Annotated in this window: 15 protein-coding genes and 1 tRNA gene; 3 read left to right on the forward strand and 13 right to left on the reverse strand. The window is 34.3% G+C overall.

Annotated elements, in window-relative coordinates; all coding sequences use genetic code 11:
- The first annotated feature begins 1 nt into the window (after position 1).
- The 3 genes from DPN68_RS02245 to DPN68_RS02255 all read left to right on the forward strand — a co-directional run bounded on the left by DPN68_RS02245 (position 2) and on the right by DPN68_RS02255 (position 3,020).
- On the forward strand, positions 2 to 1,210 hold the full coding sequence (locus DPN68_RS02245; RefSeq protein WP_113987969.1) for an AAA family ATPase: 1,209 nt from the start codon (positions 2 to 4) through the stop codon (positions 1,208 to 1,210).
- A gap of 131 nt (positions 1,211 to 1,341) precedes the next feature.
- The gene (locus tag DPN68_RS02250; protein ID WP_113987970.1) at positions 1,342 to 2,370 is read left to right on the forward strand and encodes a DUF6371 domain-containing protein; all 1,029 of its coding nucleotides are present in this window, start codon (positions 1,342 to 1,344) and stop codon (positions 2,368 to 2,370) included.
- A gap of 68 nt (positions 2,371 to 2,438) precedes the next feature.
- A complete protein-coding gene (locus DPN68_RS02255; RefSeq protein WP_113987971.1) occupies positions 2,439 to 3,020 on the forward strand; it encodes a DUF4468 domain-containing protein in 582 nt (193 codons plus the stop codon).
- Between the two features lie 383 nt (positions 3,021 to 3,403).
- On the opposite strand, the gene DPN68_RS02260 is transcribed toward DPN68_RS02255, so the two are convergent.
- The 13 genes from DPN68_RS02260 to DPN68_RS02320 all read right to left on the reverse strand — a co-directional run bounded on the left by DPN68_RS02260 (position 3,404) and on the right by DPN68_RS02320 (position 18,698).
- Positions 3,404 to 3,477: transfer RNA gene (locus DPN68_RS02260), tRNA-Arg, on the reverse strand.
- Between the two features lie 81 nt (positions 3,478 to 3,558).
- Positions 3,559 to 4,008: a GatB/YqeY domain-containing protein gene (locus tag DPN68_RS02265; protein ID WP_113987972.1), complete on the reverse strand. Its 450-nt coding sequence runs from the start codon at positions 4,006 to 4,008 to the stop codon at positions 3,559 to 3,561.
- 343 nt (positions 4,009 to 4,351) lie between these two features.
- Positions 4,352 to 6,286: a cell division protein FtsZ gene (gene ftsZ, locus DPN68_RS02270; protein WP_113987973.1), complete on the reverse strand. Its 1,935-nt coding sequence runs from the start codon at positions 6,284 to 6,286 to the stop codon at positions 4,352 to 4,354.
- Positions 6,287 to 6,297: 11 nt separating this feature from the next.
- Positions 6,298 to 7,659, reverse strand: coding sequence for a cell division protein FtsA (gene ftsA, locus DPN68_RS02275; RefSeq protein WP_113987974.1), 1,362 nt, complete (start codon positions 7,657 to 7,659; stop codon positions 6,298 to 6,300).
- Between the two features lie 8 nt (positions 7,660 to 7,667).
- Positions 7,668 to 8,393: a cell division protein FtsQ/DivIB gene (locus tag DPN68_RS02280; protein ID WP_113987975.1), complete on the reverse strand. Its 726-nt coding sequence runs from the start codon at positions 8,391 to 8,393 to the stop codon at positions 7,668 to 7,670.
- Positions 8,380 to 9,729 (reverse strand): UDP-N-acetylmuramate--L-alanine ligase, encoded by a 1,350-nt coding sequence (gene murC / locus DPN68_RS02285; protein WP_113987976.1) that lies wholly within the window; start codon positions 9,727 to 9,729, stop codon positions 8,380 to 8,382. Before murC ends, DPN68_RS02280 begins: the two co-directional genes overlap by 14 nt.
- A gap of 77 nt (positions 9,730 to 9,806) precedes the next feature.
- The gene (murG, locus tag DPN68_RS02290; RefSeq protein ID WP_113987977.1) at positions 9,807 to 10,898 is read right to left on the reverse strand and encodes an undecaprenyldiphospho-muramoylpentapeptide beta-N-acetylglucosaminyltransferase; all 1,092 of its coding nucleotides are present in this window, start codon (positions 10,896 to 10,898) and stop codon (positions 9,807 to 9,809) included.
- A 39-nt stretch (positions 10,899 to 10,937) separates the two neighbouring features.
- Positions 10,938 to 12,290 (reverse strand): FtsW/RodA/SpoVE family cell cycle protein, encoded by a 1,353-nt coding sequence (locus DPN68_RS02295; protein WP_113987978.1) that lies wholly within the window; start codon positions 12,288 to 12,290, stop codon positions 10,938 to 10,940.
- A 6-nt stretch (positions 12,291 to 12,296) separates the two neighbouring features.
- Positions 12,297 to 13,628 (reverse strand): UDP-N-acetylmuramoyl-L-alanine--D-glutamate ligase, encoded by a 1,332-nt coding sequence (murD, locus tag DPN68_RS02300; RefSeq protein ID WP_113987979.1) that lies wholly within the window; start codon positions 13,626 to 13,628, stop codon positions 12,297 to 12,299.
- A 1-nt stretch (position 13,629) separates the two neighbouring features.
- Positions 13,630 to 14,847, reverse strand: coding sequence for a phospho-N-acetylmuramoyl-pentapeptide-transferase (gene mraY, locus DPN68_RS02305; protein WP_113987980.1), 1,218 nt, complete (start codon positions 14,845 to 14,847; stop codon positions 13,630 to 13,632).
- Between the two features lie 58 nt (positions 14,848 to 14,905).
- Positions 14,906 to 16,369 (reverse strand): UDP-N-acetylmuramoyl-L-alanyl-D-glutamate--2,6-diaminopimelate ligase, encoded by a 1,464-nt coding sequence (locus tag DPN68_RS02310; RefSeq protein ID WP_113987981.1) that lies wholly within the window; start codon positions 16,367 to 16,369, stop codon positions 14,906 to 14,908.
- Positions 16,366 to 18,348 (reverse strand): penicillin-binding protein, encoded by a 1,983-nt coding sequence (locus tag DPN68_RS02315; protein WP_113987982.1) that lies wholly within the window; start codon positions 18,346 to 18,348, stop codon positions 16,366 to 16,368. Before DPN68_RS02315 ends, DPN68_RS02310 begins: the two co-directional genes overlap by 4 nt.
- Complete coding sequence (locus tag DPN68_RS02320; RefSeq protein ID WP_113987983.1) at positions 18,339 to 18,698, reverse strand: FtsL-like putative cell division protein; 360 nt, start codon at positions 18,696 to 18,698, stop codon at positions 18,339 to 18,341. Before DPN68_RS02320 ends, DPN68_RS02315 begins: the two co-directional genes overlap by 10 nt.
- Positions 18,699 to 18,703 lie beyond the last annotated feature (5 nt).

Here is an 18,703-nt window from a genome sequence, read left to right on the forward strand (position 1 = left end):
TATGGAAACGAATAAATTAAAAGATTTAAGCACCGCAATAGATAAAGCAATTTTAAGCGAACCAATAAGCGAAAAAATGATTTGGTTAAATGATGAGCAACGCCACATTACAGAAACCGAATTTAAACAACGTCAAAACGAAATTAAAATCGAAAGAATCGAACAGCATAAAATTGAGCGTTCAAAATATAAGATTGACGTAAATGAAGCAATCCCAAAACCACAAATTGCAATTAGTTTAGCAAATACTAAAACAGAAGGTTACGCAATTTTGGGAACGCTTGGAAACTTTAGCGTTATAATTGGTAAAGCTAAAGCTAAAAAATCATTTTTTGTAAATATTGCAGTTTCAACCGCATTAAGTAACGATTTGATTTTGGAGCGATTTAAAAGCGATTTGCCGAACGATAAAAACGAAGTGTTATACTTTGATACCGAACAAGGTAAATACCACGTTCAGAAAGCCGTTAAACGTATTTGCGCACAAATTAACCAACCCGAACCCGTTAATTTACATACTTATTACCTTAGAAGTTTAACACCGTCCGAAAGGTTGCAATTTATTGAAAACGAAATTTACAGCAATGATAAAGTTGGATTTGTAGTAATTGACGGAATCAAAGATTTAGTAACGTCAATAAATGATGAGGAACAAGCTACAAACATTGCAAGTAAGTTACTGAAATGGACGGAGGAACGCAATATTCATATTGTTACCGTATTGCACCAAAACAAAAGCGATACCAACGCCCGTGGACATATCGGAACTGAATTAATAAACAAAGCCGAAACCGTTTTAGAGGTTGCAAAAGCTGAAAACGATACCAATATTTCAATTGTTACACCTCAACAATGTAGAAACATAGAACCCGAAGTTTTTGCCTTTGAAATTAACGAATACGGAATCCCGATAATTGCAGAAAACTTTGAAGTAAGAACCGAAACAAAAAAGAATAGGTTTGATGTTACCAATTTGGAAGACTTCAAAAAGTATCAATTATTAACGGAGGTTTTCAGTAAGGGCGAAAGTTTCAGTTACGGCAAATTAGTTGAACAAATTATAATTGCTTATCAAAATCAATTTAATAGCAGTATTGGAACAAATAGAACAAAACTTTTAATTACTGATTGTTCAAATAATGGTTGGTTGCTTCAAGAAAAAACTAAAGCACCTTACACCCTTGGAAAATTTCAAGAAGATAAAATTTAATTAAATCAATCGGTTTAACTATTACTTTATTTTATTTGTCTTATCGGTTTAGTTTAAGCGTAAATATACGCTTATAAACTGATAAACCTTTGATTGTAAGGTCTAGTTAAACTGGTTTAAACCTTAAACCTATGAAGCAATATAAATTTAGTTTGGACAAAGGGAGTAAAAAATTTATTTGTCCAAAGTGCCACAAACGAACCTTTGTGAAATACATTGATACTGAAACAAGGAATTACTTAAATGATGAGTTTGGAAGGTGCGACCGTGAAACAAATTGCGGTTATCACAGCACACCCAAAGGCGAAATTAAAAACACTTTTGAAGTGATAAACACGCCACCGCCCGAACCAAGTTTTCACGATTTTAGTTTGGTTTCTCAAAGCGGTCGGAACTTTAAAGAAAATAATTTTGTTCAGTTCCTTAAAACCATTTTTTCAAATGATGAGGTTAAACAGGCAATTATAAATTACTTAATTGGAACGTCAAAGTATTGGAGCGGTGCAACTACTTTTTGGCAAATTGATAACCAAAACAAAGTAAGGCACGGCAAAGTAATGTTATTTAATTCTGAAACAGGCAAAAGAACAAAGAACAAGGACGGCAAAGGATTTATTAACAGCGTTCGAAGTATTTTAAAACTTGAAAAGTTTAATCTTTGTCAATGTTTATTTGGTTTGCACCTAATTAACGAAACCAATACTAAAACAATTGCATTGGTTGAAGCTGAAAAAACAGCCGTTATAATGAGTTTATTTAAACCCGATTACGTTTGGTTGGCAACAGGGAGCAAAGGAGGTTTAAAGTACGAATTTTTGAAGCCTATTAAAGATTTTAAGATTATTTCGTTTCCCGATAAAAGTGAGTATAACGATTGGTTGAAAATAGCAATCGAACTCAATGCAGTCGGTTTTAAAATAGTTGTTAATGATTGGTTGGAAAATCAAAACGAGTTTGAAGCTGGAACGGATTTAGCAGACGTTTACATAAATGAAGTGAAAAACATACAGCATAAACCAATCGTTAAGGATTTAAGTATTTATTCCAATACTGAACAAGCTATTCACAGAATCGAACAGCACACGCCCGAAATTTGGGAGTTAATTAATACGTTTGATTTAGTAGATTATCACGGGAACGAATTGAGAAAAATTACTTAAATACGGAAAACCGTAAATATAACAATGACATAAATGGTTATATTTGTTAAAATTAAACTATACAAATTATGAAGAAATTATTTTTAGGACTTTTAATGGCAGTCTGTTTTTATTCAAGTGCACAAGAAACAGAATTTACTTTTACTGCAGAAAACGGAATGACTGATTTTATTGTTACACCAATTGAAGGAAAAACTGCACCCGAAATTTATAAAAAAGTTATTGAATGGATTAAAGTAACTTATAAAAATCCTGACAAAGTAATACTTTCGACTATTGAAAATGAGTATGTAAGATTTGAAGGATATTCAGAAACTTTACATTCTTATAATGCAATGGGAAAACATTATGAACCGACTAAATACGAAATCGAAATTAATGTTAAAGACGGAAAATATAAATTTGATTTAATTAGTATGCAAAGTTTGAAACTTGCAAGTTCTTATAGTCAAGGTGGTTGGTATGATGTTAAAATGTTTACATCAAAAATGACAAATGAAGACCTTGTAAAAGCATACGTATTTAAAAAAGACGGTACTTTGAGAGCTACTTATAAGTATATTAATGAAATACCAATGTTTTTTAATAACCTAAATAAATCATTATCTGAAAGTATAATTTCAACAGCTAATAAGTCTGAAGGTTGGTAATTTATAAACACAAAAAAACAAAAGAGCAACCTTTTAAAGTTGCTCTTTTTTTGTTTAAATAGTGTTACACAGGCTTTGCATAAAACCATTACAAATATAATGTTTATTTCTTTATTCAACTATCTGTTACGCGTGTAAAACGTATTATAAGTTAATATACTAAAGTAGTATAAAATTAATCGATTAAAATTATCATTAATAATTACTTTTTTGATTATTTAACTATCTGTTACGCGTGTTTAAACGTAACTTTTAATAATTATATTACAATCTGACGCGCGTATGTAATGACTGTTTTTAGACCAATAAAAAAGGCATTTTGGTAAATGTTTAGTAAATGTTTAGTAAAAAAATTGCAAAGCCTTGTAAATAGGGAACAATAGTGACCGCGAAGGGATTCGAACCCCCAACCCTCAGAGCCGAAATCTGATATTCTATCCAGTTGAACTACGCAGCCATTTTGAGAGAACAGAAAATAGAAGTTAGAGAATAGACAGTAAATTGGTCTAATTTCTAACTTCTAAAATCTAACCTCTTTTTAAACTAATAATTTTTTAACAATTCCAGAAATTACTTTTCCTTCCGCTTGTCCGCCAATTTGTGCTGATGCTAATCCCATTACTTTTCCCATTGAGGCGATTCCTGAAGCGCCAGTTTCTGAAATGATTTTTTGGATAATGGCTTCAATTTCTGCTTCTGATAATTGTGCTGGTAAGAATTTTTCAATAACTGCAATTTGAGCCAATTCTGGCTCCGCTAAATCAGCACGGTTTTGGCTGGTAAAAATTTCTGCACTGTCTTTACGCATTTTAACTAAACGTTGCAGCATTTTTACTTCCTGATCTTCTGTTAAGCCTTCAGCTGCTCCTACTTCTGTTTTTGCTAAAATAATTGCTGATTTTATCGCTCGTAAAGCTTCTAATGCTATGCTGTCTTTTGCTCTCATGGCATCTTTCATTTGGTCCATGATTTTTGATTCTAAACTCATATTTTTATTTTTAATGTTATTGGTTTGTTGTTTGTGTTATTTGTTTCAGGTTTCAGGTTTCAAGTTTCAGGTTTCAAGTTTCGTCTAACTTCTTATTTCTAGCTTCTAACTTCTTCTCTACCCCAGATGGTAATGGAAAGCTTTTTTGAATTAGGATGCCAATTTTTCTTTTTTTTAAAAAGCGACCTAAGAAGCTCTTTTAAAATAGTAGAAAAATGGTAGGCTAATCAAAAAACTTGCAATGAACAGCTGGAAATAGGTTCAAAAAAACACCCTGCAAAAGTAATAAAAAAAACCCGAATACTAGACTCGGGTTTTTGTGGTAGGTTATGTATTACAGGGATTAATCTACGTTATCGTGCAAAAAGGAATTATTTGAACGTAATTGCACATCATCATTGCTATCAACGCCTAATGACATTCTAGACTGATTGTTGTTTTGATTGGGTAACGATGTTACATCATAACCCGCTCTTTTGTATGCTGGTATACTTTCAATTTCATCAATTTTTGCAGCGTTATTGTTGAATTTATAGTTAAACTCTTTCATTTTTCGCTTGCGTTCTTCTGTTCGTGCTCGTACTTCGTCAATAGACATTTCAAAAGGAGAAACTTGCTCTGCAACTGGATATGCTGGTTTGTTTTCTACTTGTTTTTTAAATCCAAAATTTAACTCTTCGTCAATTGGTTCTTGTACTTGAGCAACTGGTTTTTCTACGATTTCTTCTATTTCTGGAAAATCTTCCAAAGAATATCTGATTACGCCATTTTGATTCACTTCAGTAACTGGCACTACATTGATCGGATCTTTTACTTCCATAGCTTTAGTTTCTTCCGTCAATTCAAAAATCGTATTTTGTTGTGCTGGCTTAGCTTCAAATAAATCAAAAGAAAACGAAAAGTCTTCGGTTGCAACTACAAACTCTGGTTCTTTTACTTCAATTTCTCTAATTTGAGGTGTAATGATTTCGAATGTTGGGGCTACATTAGGTGTAACCACTTCAAAAGTTACATCGATATTTTTAAGAAATTCAGACGTTGGAATTAAATCCATTGCTGGCTTAACTTCTTGAATTTCAAAAACAGGCTCTTCTTCTAAAGTAAAAACAACTTTTTCATTGGTAACTTCATCACAAATGGGATTAATAATGTCGTTTTTTACTTCTGGAGCAGTTTCGAAAATAGGATTATCAACCGTAATATTGTTTATTGTTTTAGCTGTTAAATCATGAACCAACTTTTGATCGTCTTCCAATGAATGAATGATTTTTTGAGGTTCTGCATTAACAATTCCAGCTTGTTGCTCTACATTGAAACCTGTAGCAATGATAGTTACAGAAACGGCTTCTCCAAGATTTGCATCTTCACCAGCTCCCATAATGATATTAGCACTATAACCGGCTTCCGATTGGATATATTCATTGATTTCACCCATTTCATCCATGGTGATTTCGGTTGTTCCAAATACGATTAACAACAACACGTTTTTAGCGCCAGCAATTTTATTATCATTTAACAATGGTGAATCTAAAGCCGCTACAATAGCGTCTTTAGCACGTGTTTCTCCTGTTGCTGTTGCTGATCCCATAATTGCTGTTCCGCTGTTTGATAACACGGTTTTAGCATCACGTAAATCGATATTTAGTGCATAGTGATTGGTAATTACTTCAGCAATTCCTCTTGCAGCAGTTGCTAAAACTTCATCTGCTTTAGAGAAACCAGATTTAAATCCTAAGTTACCATAAACTTCACGCAGTTTGTTGTTATTGATAACAATTAGTGAATCTACATTTTTACGCAGTCTTTCTACTCCATTCATCGCTTGTTCGTAACGTACTTTACCTTCAAATTGGAAAGGAATTGTTACGATACCAACGGTTAGAATTTCGCGTTCTTTGGCTAACTGAGCAATCACAGGAGCAGCACCAGTACCTGTACCACCACCCATTCCTGCAGTAATGAAGACCATTTTAGTATTCGAATCTAGCATTTTCTCAATTTCAGCAATACTTTCTATGGCAGATTGTTGACCAATTTCAGGATTTGCTCCAGCTCCAAGTCCTTCGGTTAAGCTAACACCTAACTGAATTTTATTGGGAACGGAGCTATTTTGCAATGCCTGCGAATCGGTATTACAAATAACAAAATCAACACCTTTAATTCCTTGTTGGAACATGTGATTAATGGCGTTACTTCCACCTCCACCAACACCAATTACTTTGATAACGTTGGATTGGTTTTTTGGTAAATCGAATGCGATGCTTGTTAATTCTGACATAATGGTACTTTTTATTCTGCGTTATCTAAAAATTCTTTAATCTTTTCTATGTACTTATCAAAAAATGACTTTTTGATTCTATCTCCAGTAGATTCTTCCGTTTTTTCAACTTCTTTTTCTGCTACTAGAGTAGGTTCCTCTGCAACCGGCTCAACTGCAACCGCTACAGGTTCTTCTTTTTTCATTTCTACTAATGGCGTAGCGCTTTTCGTATTATTTCTAACACTATTCATCACTAAACCAACAGCAGTGGCATATAATGGGCTCGACAATTCTTCGTCTGAGTTTCCAGCTAAATGTTCGTTTGGATAACCAATTCTGGTGTCCATTCCTGTAATATATTCTACCAATTGCTTGATGTGTTTTAACTCAGCTCCACCACCAGTTAATACGATTCCTGCAATTAATTTTTTCTTTGGGTCTTCATGACCATAAATTTTAATTTCAGCATATACTTGCTCGATAATTTCCACTACTCTAGCGTGAATAATTTTCGATAAGTTTTTCAACGAAATTTCTTTTGGTTCTCTTCCTCGTAAACCTGGAATAGAAACAATTTCATTGTCTTTATTTTCTCCTGGCCAAGCTGAACCGAAACGTACTTTTAATAATTCCGCTTGTTTTTCAATAATAGAACAACCTTCTTTAATATCTTCTGTAATTACATTTCCTCCAAAAGGAATTACAGCAGTATGACGAATAATTCCGTCTTTAAAAATGGCTAAATCTGTTGTTCCACCACCAATATCGATTAGAGCAACTCCAGCTTCTTTTTCTTCCTGACTTAAAACAGCATCAGCTGAAGCCAATGGTTCTAAAGTTAAACCAGATAATTCTAATCCCGCACTTTTAACACATCTTCCTAAATTACGAATAGAAGCCGCTTGACCCACCACTACATGAAAACTAGATTCTAGTCTTCCACCATACATTCCGATTGGTTCTTTGATTTCCGCTTGTCCGTCAATTTTGAATTCTTGTGGTAATACGTGGATAATTTCTTCACCTGGCAACATTGCCAATTTATGTACTTGACCAATCAAAGCATCAATATCAGCATCACCAATTACTTCTTCTGCATTTGGGCGACTTACGTAGTCACTATGTTGAATACTGCGAATATGTTGGCCCGCAATTCCAACCACAACATCATTAATCTTATAACCTGAGTTATTTTCTGCTTCTAAAATTGCTTGTTGAATCGATTGAATCGTTTGTGTAATGTTATTTACAACACCTCTATGAACACCTAAGCTTTTAGATTTTCCTACTCCAAGAATTTCTAGCTTACCATATTCATTCTTCTTACCAATCATGGCTACAATCTTTGTTGTACCAATGTCTAGTCCTACTGCTATATTGTCTTTGTTCATAACACTACTTATTTCTTACAAACTACTTGTTCTTCAAACATTAAGTTTACTTCTTTATACTCTTTAATCAAGGTATCCTTCACAGCATGCAGAAAAAAAGCTTTATAATTCTTTAACTTTTGCTCTACATGAATGGGTTTACCCAAAACGATTTTAAAATCGTAATTTCTATTGGTCATGATTACGCCTCCTGAAGGCAAAATCTTGATTCCAGTTATGTTTTTCTTTAAGAAATCATCTTTATTGATTTCATTAAACAAAAACACATAATTCTCTTTCTCTTCATCAGGAAATTCTCCCACAACGAGCGGTACTCGAGCAGAAAAATTATCGGACAAAGGCATTTTAGTTCCTTTACTATCAACATAATACGAAGTATTAGCCGACAGTAGTCTTACGGTTGGGGTCTTTTGTTTTATATGCGCACTTAAAGAACCATCTATACTTGAAAAAACTTGCGCTTTTTCTATCATCTCGTGATCATCGAGAACAGATTCTAAAGTATTCAAATCTACTCTATATTTTTTAATTGGTAAAGCACCTCCGCAATTTTGTATTAACAAGTTATTAACCATTTCATGAGTTATAAACAAATTATCCTGACCTACTGCAAATGATATATTTATATCCGTAATTAGTCTGTTTTGATTTCTTTTTGATGCAAATGAATACAGGAAAACCATCGCAAAAGCAATTAAAACCAATCGAATATTTTGCCAATTAAATCTTTTCATAGAGTAAATCTTTAATTGTTTTTACTTGTTCCCCAATATCGCCAGCCCCGATTGTAACAAAAACATCGGCGTCTGAATTTTTAAAAGTTTCCAACAAGGATTCTTGTGTTACCAGTTTTTTATTCTCATTGGTAATTTTACTTAATAACCAACTCGAATTCACGCCTTCCATTGGCAATTCTCTTGCTGGATAAATTTCTAATAACAAAATTTCATCAAATTGACTTAAGCTGGTTGCGAAACCATCAATAAAATCTTTGGTTCTTGAAAACAAATGCGGTTGAAATGCTGCAATAATCTTTTTATTCGGATACAACTCACGAACCGCTTGATGTACGGCGTTAATTTCCGTTGGATGATGTGCATAATCGTCAATATATACCAATTTTTCCTCTCTAATTTGGAAAGAAAAACGACGTCTAATTCCAGGAAATGAAGCTAATGCAGCTGCTATTTTTTCAGGAGCAACTCCATAAGTGTAAGCCATGGCAAAAGCAGTTAACGCATTCATCAAATTGTGATGTCCGGGCAAACCAAAACGCACGTTGGTAATTACCTCTTTGGGCGTTTGAATATCAAACACATAGAATCCATTTTCGATGCGGCTGTTATTTGCTGAAAATGTTGTGTTAGCAGCTATTCCAATGGTATTTCCTGTTAATGGTAAGCCATTGGCAATAAATAAATTTTCTGAGCTTACCTTATTTGCAAACTCGGTAAAAGAAGCTTCAATTGCTGTTGCATCACCATAAATATCTAAATGATCGGCATCCATTGAGGTGATACAAGCTAAATCAGGATGCAAATGCAAAAACGAACGATCAAATTCATCGGCTTCAACCACAGTAACTGTTTTTCCTGAACCAATTAAATTCGAATTATAATTCTCTACAACTCCGCCTAAAAACGCCGTAACATCAACGCCACTTTGGTGCAAAATATGTCCTAAAATGCTCGAAGTTGTTGTTTTTCCGTGTGTTCCAGCTACTGCGAAACAGAACGTATCTTTGGTTATAATTCCTAAGACTTCGGCTCTCTTTTTGATTTGAAAACCGTTTTTTTGGAAGAAATTCCACTCCGAATGGTCTTTTGGAATAGCGGGCGTAATAACTACCAACGTATTTTCTTTATTCAAAAATGCCGTACCAATAGCCTCTACCGAATCATTAAAATGGATTGTCATTCCAAGCGCTTCTAACTCTTGAGTAAGTTGCGTCGGTGTTTTGTCGTATCCTGCCACATTTTTTCCTAAGGCAACAAAATAGCGCGCAAGAGCACTCATTCCGATTCCTCCGATTCCGATAAAGTAGACGTTATGTATTTGGTTACTATTCATTTTTTGTTTCAGGTTTCAAGTTTCAGGTTTCAAGTTTGATTTTTGTTCTTGAATTTTGAATTTGACTTTTGTTCTAGTTATTTTATTAATTTTTCTATTTCTTTTACAATTTCTTTTGTTGCATTTGGCAAGGCTAATTTGTGAATCTTCTTGCTCAGCTTCGCTTGTTTTTCATCATTGGAAACCAAGTCGGCAAATTCGTTTTTAAATTGGTTCTCTAATTCAGATTCTTTTAACATGATGGCTCCTTTTTTCTCTACGATTGCCATGGCATTTTTCGTTTGGTGATCTTCCGCCACATTTGGTGATGGAATAAAAATGGTTGGTTTTCCCACAATACACAATTCAGAAACCGAAGATGCTCCAGAACGCGAAATAATAAAATCGGAAGCCGCGTAAGCCAAATCCATTTTATCTATAAATGCCAACACATGTACATTTTTCTTCTCATTGAAATGGTTGTATTCATTAAAATACAATTTTCCACATTGCCAAACTACTTGTAATCCTAAATCCAATAAAAAATCAATTTCTTTAGCGATGAGCTGATTTATTCTTCTTGCCCCTAAACTTCCGCCTAAAACCAGCAACGTTCTTTTTGTACTGTCCAATTCTAAGTAAGTCAAAGCTTGAATGCGTTTTTCATCGATTTCAATTAAATCTTGACGCACTGGATTTCCTGTGATAGTGAGCTTTTCCTTTGGAAAGAACTTATCTAATCCTTCATAAGCTACACAAATAGCACTGGCTTTTTTAGCTAATAATTTATTGGTAATTCCAGGATATGAATTTTGTTCTTGCACAACCGTTGGAATTCCCATCCAATGGGCTACTTGTAAAACAGCACCACTTGCAAATCCTCCTGTTCCAATCACAACATCGGGCTTGAATTGCTTCAAAATGAAAAACGATTTCACTAAACTAGCCAACAACTTAAGTGGAAACAATGCATTTTTGAACGAAATTTTTCGCTGCAAACCCGCTATCCAAAGTCCTTTGATTGGATAACCTGCTTGAGGCACTTTTTGCATCTCCATTTTATCTTTGGCACCCACAAAAAGAAAGTCCGCATCTGGATAAATGCTTTTCAACTCATTGGCAATAGCTACTGCCGGATAGATATGTCCGCCTGTTCCGCCTCCGCTTAATATGAATTTTAGTTTTCTCATTTTACACCCCTAAAGGGGACAATTTTATGATTTATTCTTTTATTTTTTATTTAAAACGGCGTTCATTGGATTTTGTCCGTTTACTAACACATCGCCATTTTCATCTTCAACTAGTGACTCTCTAATTGAACTTTTCATGCTATTTATTTTTTGCTGATTTTCATCGGCTTCTTTTTCTTCGTTTAATGCTACTTGTGCATCAATTATTTGCTGTAATGCTTCGTCTCTTTTACGTTGTTCTTCCAAATCTAATGCTACTTCTTCATCTTTTTTGGTTACGCTTAAAATGATACCAATAGACAAACAAGTCATCCAAATGGAAGTTCCTCCAGCGCTCAGAAATGGTAAGGTTTGTCCGGTTACTGGCAGCAATTCTACGGCAACTGACATGTTAACCAAGGCTTGAAATATAATAGGAAAACCTAATCCAATAATCAACAATTTCCCAAATAAACTATTCGCTTTTTGGGCATTAATAACAAACCGAACAAAGAGCAACATATACAAAAACATTATACCAACCGCACCAACTAAACCATATTCTTCAACAATTATGGCAAAAATAAAATCGGATGATGATTGTGGTAAGAAGTTCTTTTGCACACTTTTTCCTGGACCTAAGCCTTTAATTCCGCCTGATGCTATAGCAATTTTTGCTTTTTCAATTTGGTATGCATCTTCTTTAGGCGTATCATCCATAAAACTATCAACGCGACTAATCCAAGTATCTACACGGTTTGGCATAGCGTCTGGAAAAGCTTTGGCTACTAGAATAAAAAATGCTAAACTTACAATTCCGGCTCCGATGATGAATGCCAAATATTTTATGGGATAGTATCCAATGAAAACCAACATACAAACCATCGAAAATATCAAAGCAGTCGTAGAGAAATTAGCAGGAAGAATCAAGGCTAAAACTGCAAAAACAGGCAACCATAATTCTAAAAGTGATTCTTTAAAACTGTATTCTTTATCGCTTACTTTTGCCAAGTAGCGCGCCACATAAATCATTAAAACAATGAACGCTAAAGTTGACGTTTGAAAACTAATTCCAACAAATGGTATTTGAATCCATCGGCTGGCATTGGCACCGCCAATTGTTGTTCCTTGAAAAAGCGTGAACAACAGTAAAACAATGACTATTGGTATTCCAACCAACGAAAGCGCTCGAAAATAATGATAGGGCATTTTGTGAATGAAAAAAATAATCACAAAACCCAAAAATAGATGTCCGAGATGCTTTACTAAATATCCCATTGTAGAGCCTTTACCGATTACATATACTAGATTGGTACTAGCGCTGTAAACAGGTAAAAAGGAAATCAGCGCCAATAGAAAAACTATTGCCCAAATTACCTTATCGCCTCTTAAACTGGATATTACTTTATTCATTTTGGTTTACAAATTATGAACCGCTTGTTTAAATTGTTTTCCTCTGTCTTCGTAATTTTCGAATAAATCAAAACTTGCACATGCTGGAGATAACAAAACCGTATCGCCTTTTTCTGCCATGCGTTGTGCAATTTTTACAGCTTCTGTCATTGATGTAGTTTCAATCATAACATCTACTACTCCATTGAACGTGTTGAATAATTTTTGGTTATCCACACCTAAACATATAATTCCTTTTACTTTTTCTCTTACCAATGCCATCAACTCATCGTAATCGTTACCTTTATCTACACCACCAACAATCCAAACCGTTGGCGTATTCATACTATCTAACGCAAAGAATGTTGCATTTACATTAGTAGCTTTAGAATCGTTAATGTACTGCACATTTTGAATCTTCAACACTTTTTCCAAACGATGTTCTGCTCCTTGAAAATTGCTTAAACTTTCTCTAATGGTTTGTTTTCTAATCTTCAACAATTGCGCCACAGCAGTTGCTGCCATTGCGTTTTTTACATTGTGTTTTCCGTCTAAAGCTAGTTCTTTAATTGGCATAGTAAATTCTTCGTTATTAATGTTGGTGTAAATGGTATCTTCTTTTAAATAGCATCCCTTTTCTATTTCTTCTTGTAGCGAAAATGGATAAACTGTTGCTTGTGTTTTGTTGTTCTGCAACCAATTTTGAATCGCGCTATCTTCATTGTCGACGATTAAATAATCGGCTGCTGTTTGATTTTCGGTTATTCTAAATTTGGATGCGATATATAAATTGTAATCGTAATTGTATCTATCTAAATGGTCTGGGCTGATATTAGTAATTACTGCAATATGTGGTTTGAAACTTACAATTCCGTCTAATTGAAAACTGCTCAATTCCAACACATAATACTCGTGATTGTTGTCTGCTACTTGCCAAGCAAAACTTTTTCCAATATTTCCTGCCAAGCCTACATTTAAACCGCCTTGTTTTAGTAAATGATACGTCAACAAAGTAGTAGTTGTTTTTCCGTTGCTTCCTGTTATTCCAATGATTTTAGCATCGGTAAATGGCATGGCAAACTCAATTTCTGAAATCACGGGAATTTGCTTTTCCATCAACTGCTTTACAATTGGCGCTTTATCTGGAATTCCTGGACTTTTCATTACTACATCGGCATTTAGAATTAATGCTTCTGTGTGCTTTTCATCTTCCCAAGGAATTTTATTAATGGTAAGAACTTCTTTGTAATTTTCTTTAATCTTGCCAAAATCAGACACAAAAACATCGTATCCTTTTTTCTTTCCTAAAATGGCAGTTCCTACACCACTTTCGCCACCACCGAGTACAACTAATCGCATATTATCTCAGTTTTAAGATTACTAATGATGAAATGGCTAATAAAATTCCAACAATCCAAAAACGGGTTACAATTTTACTTTCGTGATACCCCTTTTTTTGGTAATGATGATGCAACGGCGACATTAAGAAAATGCGTCGACCTTCACCGTATTTCTTTTTGGTGTATTTAAAATAACTAACCTGTAACACTACCGAAAGATTTTCAGCTAAGAAAATACCGCATAAAATTGGAATCATTAATTCTTTACGAATAGCGATGGCAATTACTGCGATAATTCCACCAATAGTCAAACTTCCTGTATCGCCCATAAAAACGGTTGCTGGATAGGTATTATACCAAAGAAAACCAACTAACGCCCCCGTAAATGCTGCAATAAATATGGTCATTTCACCAGAATTTGGAATATACATAATGTTCAAATAATCCGAGAAAATGATGTTTCCTGATAAGAAAGCGAAAATTCCAAGTGTCAACACCGAAATAGCTGAAGTTCCTGCGGCTAATCCATCGATGCCATCCGTTAAATTGGCTCCATTTGAAACCGCTGTAATGATAAAAATTACAACCGGAATAAAAATTAACCAAGCCCAATCTTTATAACCATCGCCCATGAATGACAATACTTCTGCATAATCAAATTCGTTGTTTTTTAGAAATGGAATTGTTGTTGCTGTCGATTTTTCTTCCAATTTTGAAGCTTCTACATTTTCAACTTTGAATTTATCACCCAAAGTATCTTTTCTTACCGTTACTCCTGGATGAAAATACAATACCGAACCCACAATTATACCCAAACCTACTTGACCAATAACTTTGAATCTTCCTTTTAATCCTTCTTTATCTTTTTTGAAAATTTTGATGTAATCGTCTAAAAAACCAATTGACCCCATCCAAATCGTGGTTACAATTAGTAAAATCACATAAATATTTTCCAATTTAGCCAATAAGAAAACCGGAATTAAAGTCGCTAAAATGATAATGATTCCACCCATTGTTGGTGTTCCTGCTTTTTCATTTTGCCCTTGCAGTCCTAATTCTCTAACGGTTTCACCTACTTGCTGTCTTTTAAGGAATGAAATTATTTTTTTTCCATAAATAGTAGCAAAAGCCAAGGATAAAATAAATGCCAAACCTGAACGAAACGTTATGTATTGAAAAACTCCCGCTCCAGGAACGTCAAATGCTTTATCTAAATATTGAAAAATGTAGTACAACATACTTTTTTTAGTTTAAAGTTCATAAATCAAATTCCAAAGAAGTGAATCGTTTTTGTGGTTATTTGTTTAATTGTTCGAGAATTTCTTTTACAATCTTCATATCATCAAAATCATGACGAACGCCGTTAATTTCTTGATACGTTTCATGTCCTTTTCCAGCGATTAAAATGATATCGCCCGAATTTGCCAATTGACAAGCCGTTTTTATAGCTTGTTTTCTATCGATAATGGAAAGTGTTTTCTTGAAATTTTGAGGCTCAACTCCTTTTTCCATTTCTTCTATTATCGTTTCAGGATTTTCCGTTCTTGGATTATCCGATGTAAAAATGACTTTGTCGCTTAATTCCGAAGCAATTTTTGCCATAATGGGTCGCTTCGTTTTATCTCTATCGCCACCGCAACCTACAATTGTGATTAATTGTTCGTTTCTAGTTCGGATGTTTTCAATGGTTTTTAATACATTTTCCAATGCATCTGGCGTGTGTGCATAATCCACAATAGCTGTAATCTTGCTTTCAGAAACGATATATTGAAATCTTCCGGAAACACTTTCTAAAGCAGAAACCAAACGCAAAGCTTCTTGTTCTTCCAATCCCAATTCAATTGCTGTAGCGAAAATCGCCAACAAATTATAAGCATTGAAGGAACCAATTAACTTAGTCCACAATTCATGGTTATTGACTTTTAATAACAAACCTGTGAATTGGTTCTCTAAAATTTGAGCACGATAATCGGCGTATGATTTTAGCGCATAAGTCACTTTTTTGGCTTTGGTATTTTGCACCATAACCGCTCCGTTTTTATCATCCACATTCACAATGGCAAAAGCCGATTTTGGTAAATGATCAAAAAATGATTTTTTTACATCGCGATATTCCGCAAATGTGTTATGGTAATCCAAATGGTCGTGCGATAAATTGGTAAAAATGCCACCTTCAAAATGCAAAGCTTCCGTTCTTTTTTGATGCACACCGTGCGAACTCACTTCCATGAAACAAAATTCGCAACCTGTTTCTACCATTTCATTCAAAAAATGATTGATAGTTAATGAATCTGGTGTTGTATGTGTAGCTTTATGTTCGGTTTCATCTACCAAAATTTTAACGGTTGATAGCAAACCAACTTTATATCCTACATTTTTGAATAATTGGTATAATAACGAAGCAATAGTAGTTTTACCATTGGTTCCGGTTACACCAACTAAACGTAGTTTTTGTGATGGATTTTCGTAAAAATTAGCACTTAAAAACGCTAAGGCTTCATTGGAAGATTTTACTTGAATATACGTTACCCCGTTTACAATTCTTTCAGGAAAAGTTTCACATATAATTGCTGAAGCACCTAATTCCAATGCTTTATCAATAAAAGCATGCCCATCTGAAAGCGAACCTTTAATTGCTACAAAAACGTCATTCAACTCAATTTTTCTGGAGTCGAATTCTATTTTATTCACAGCAATATCGGTTGGCCCTTTTACGGCATCGATAGCTACTTTGTACAATATATCTTTTAATACTTTCATGATAATTGCAAGGTTATTACTTGGTTTTTTTGGATAATTTCTCCAGCATTTATAGATTGTGCTTTTACTTTTCCAATACCAACCACTTTCACTTTCAATCCTAAATTCTCTAAAAGTGCTATGGCATCCATTCCTTCCATTCCTTTTACATTTGGAATAAAATCGGTTGTATTTTGTGTCTTTTTGTAGTAATCTGCATAACTTTTTTCTACCGTTACCACTTTCGATTCAATATTTTTCACATGGTTTGTTGGAGGAGAATCGGTATAAATTTTTTGAGCAATTCTTTTGAAAACTGGTCCAGCTACATCAGCACCGTAATATCCAGTTGACACTTTTGGTTTATGTACCACAACAAAACAAGAATATTTGGGTTCTTTCGCTGGAAAATATCCTGCAAAAGATGAAGCATAATGCAACTGCGATTTGTCTTTATAATTTACTTGAGCCGTTCCTGTTTTTCCAGCCATTGAGAAATCTTTGGAATACAATTTTGAGCCTGTTCCGCGTTTTACTACATTCTCTAAAATGGCTCTAACTTGCACTAAAGCTTCATCAGAGGCAATTTTTGGATGAATCACTTCCGTATCATATTTTTTAATGGTGTTGTTCCATTCTTTAATTTCTTTCACGAAATACGGTTTCACCATTACACCATCATTGGCAACTGCATTATATAAAGTCAACGTTTGCAATGGCGTTAAGGAAATATTGTACCCAAAAGCCATCCATGGCAAAGTAGTTCCGTACCAATCTTTAGCTCCTGGTTGTGGCACAATTGGTTTTCCTTCGCCCAAAAGCTGAATCCCTAATGGTTTATTTAATCCGTAGCTATTAATTCTATCAACAAATTGTTTTGGATTGCTTCCATAGCTATCGGTTACAGCTTTTACCAAAACGGTGTTGGATGAAACTTCAAAACCTTTGGCAAGCGAAATTTTCCCGTAACCGCCTTTTTTGGAATCACGTACTTTTCTTCCGTAGTATTCAATTACGCCGCCATTAGTATCATACACTTTACTCGTATCTACTTTTTTATCATCTAATAAAGCAATTAAGTCAAACAATTTGAATGTTGAACCTGGCTCGTGCGATTCTGCAACAGCATAGTTTTGAGTTTCATAATACGAACCATCTGAAGCTCTTCCTAAATTTGAAATAGCTTTGATTTGTCCGGTTTTGGTTTCCATTACAATTACACAGCCGTGATCTGCTTCGTAAATTTCTAGTTGTTTCAACAAAGCATGGTGTGCAATATCTTGTATATAAACATCAATAGTTGAAATGATATCGTAACCGTCTTGTGGTTCTAATTCGTTGTTATCATTGATAGGTTTCCATTGATTTTTGGCAATTTTTTGCATCATACGATGGCCGTTCTTGCCGTTAATATATTCGCGAAAAGCATATTCCAAACCTTTACCATCGCTATCAGAACGCTCATAACCAACAGTTCTTTGAGCAACCAAACCAATAGGATGTTCGCGAACGGTCTTTTGCTCAATGATAATTCCTCCTTTGTATGGTCCTTTATTGAATAATGGAAAGCTTTTTATTCGCATGTAATCGGTATAGCTCAATTTTTTGGCAACCAAATAGTAACGATTTTTATTATTTCTTGCTTTCTGCAATTCCGCTTGATAGAAACCTGGTGTTTTTCCAAACATAACAGCCAATGAGTCACTAAGAGGTTTTAGCAATTCTGAAAAGTTTTCTTGCGAAGGTGACAAAGCATCAAAACGAATCGTATATTCTGGAATTGACGTTGCTAATAAACTTCCATCTGCAGAATACACATTCCCTTTATTTGCTGGAATAGTGAAGTTCTTTACCGTTCTTTCTTGAGCTAATTTGCGGTAGTATTCCCCTTCAACCCATTGAATATTGTTAAGTTTAACCAAAACCAAGATAGCTATCACAAAAAATGTGAAAGCTACTAAATACATTCTGTAAGAGACTTTTTTATCTGCTACTGCCATATTTTGATTTTGTCTAAAAATGATTTTTTATCGGTTTCGTTTGACTTTACTATAATTTTTGTTGGCGGTGTATTCGCTGGATAAATTTCTCTTTGCTCCATTTTTTTTGCCACCGTTGATTCCATTTTTAATTTCATCAATTCAGAGCGTCTATCCACAAACTCCGAACGTAATTCTTTTACTTGATTAGTCAGTTCTGTAATTCGGTAGTTTTTAGCATCGTAGCGATGGTTGTTAGCAATAGCAATCATGGCTAAAACAATCAGAAATACAATAAATTTCCAATTCTTTAAAGCGTCATCGCTTACTAAAAACTTTGCTTTAAGCAAACTGTAAACTCCGTTTTTCATTCCTT

The organism is Flavobacterium tibetense (assembly GCF_003293845.1).
Classification (GTDB): domain Bacteria; phylum Bacteroidota; class Bacteroidia; order Flavobacteriales; family Flavobacteriaceae; genus Flavobacterium; species Flavobacterium tibetense.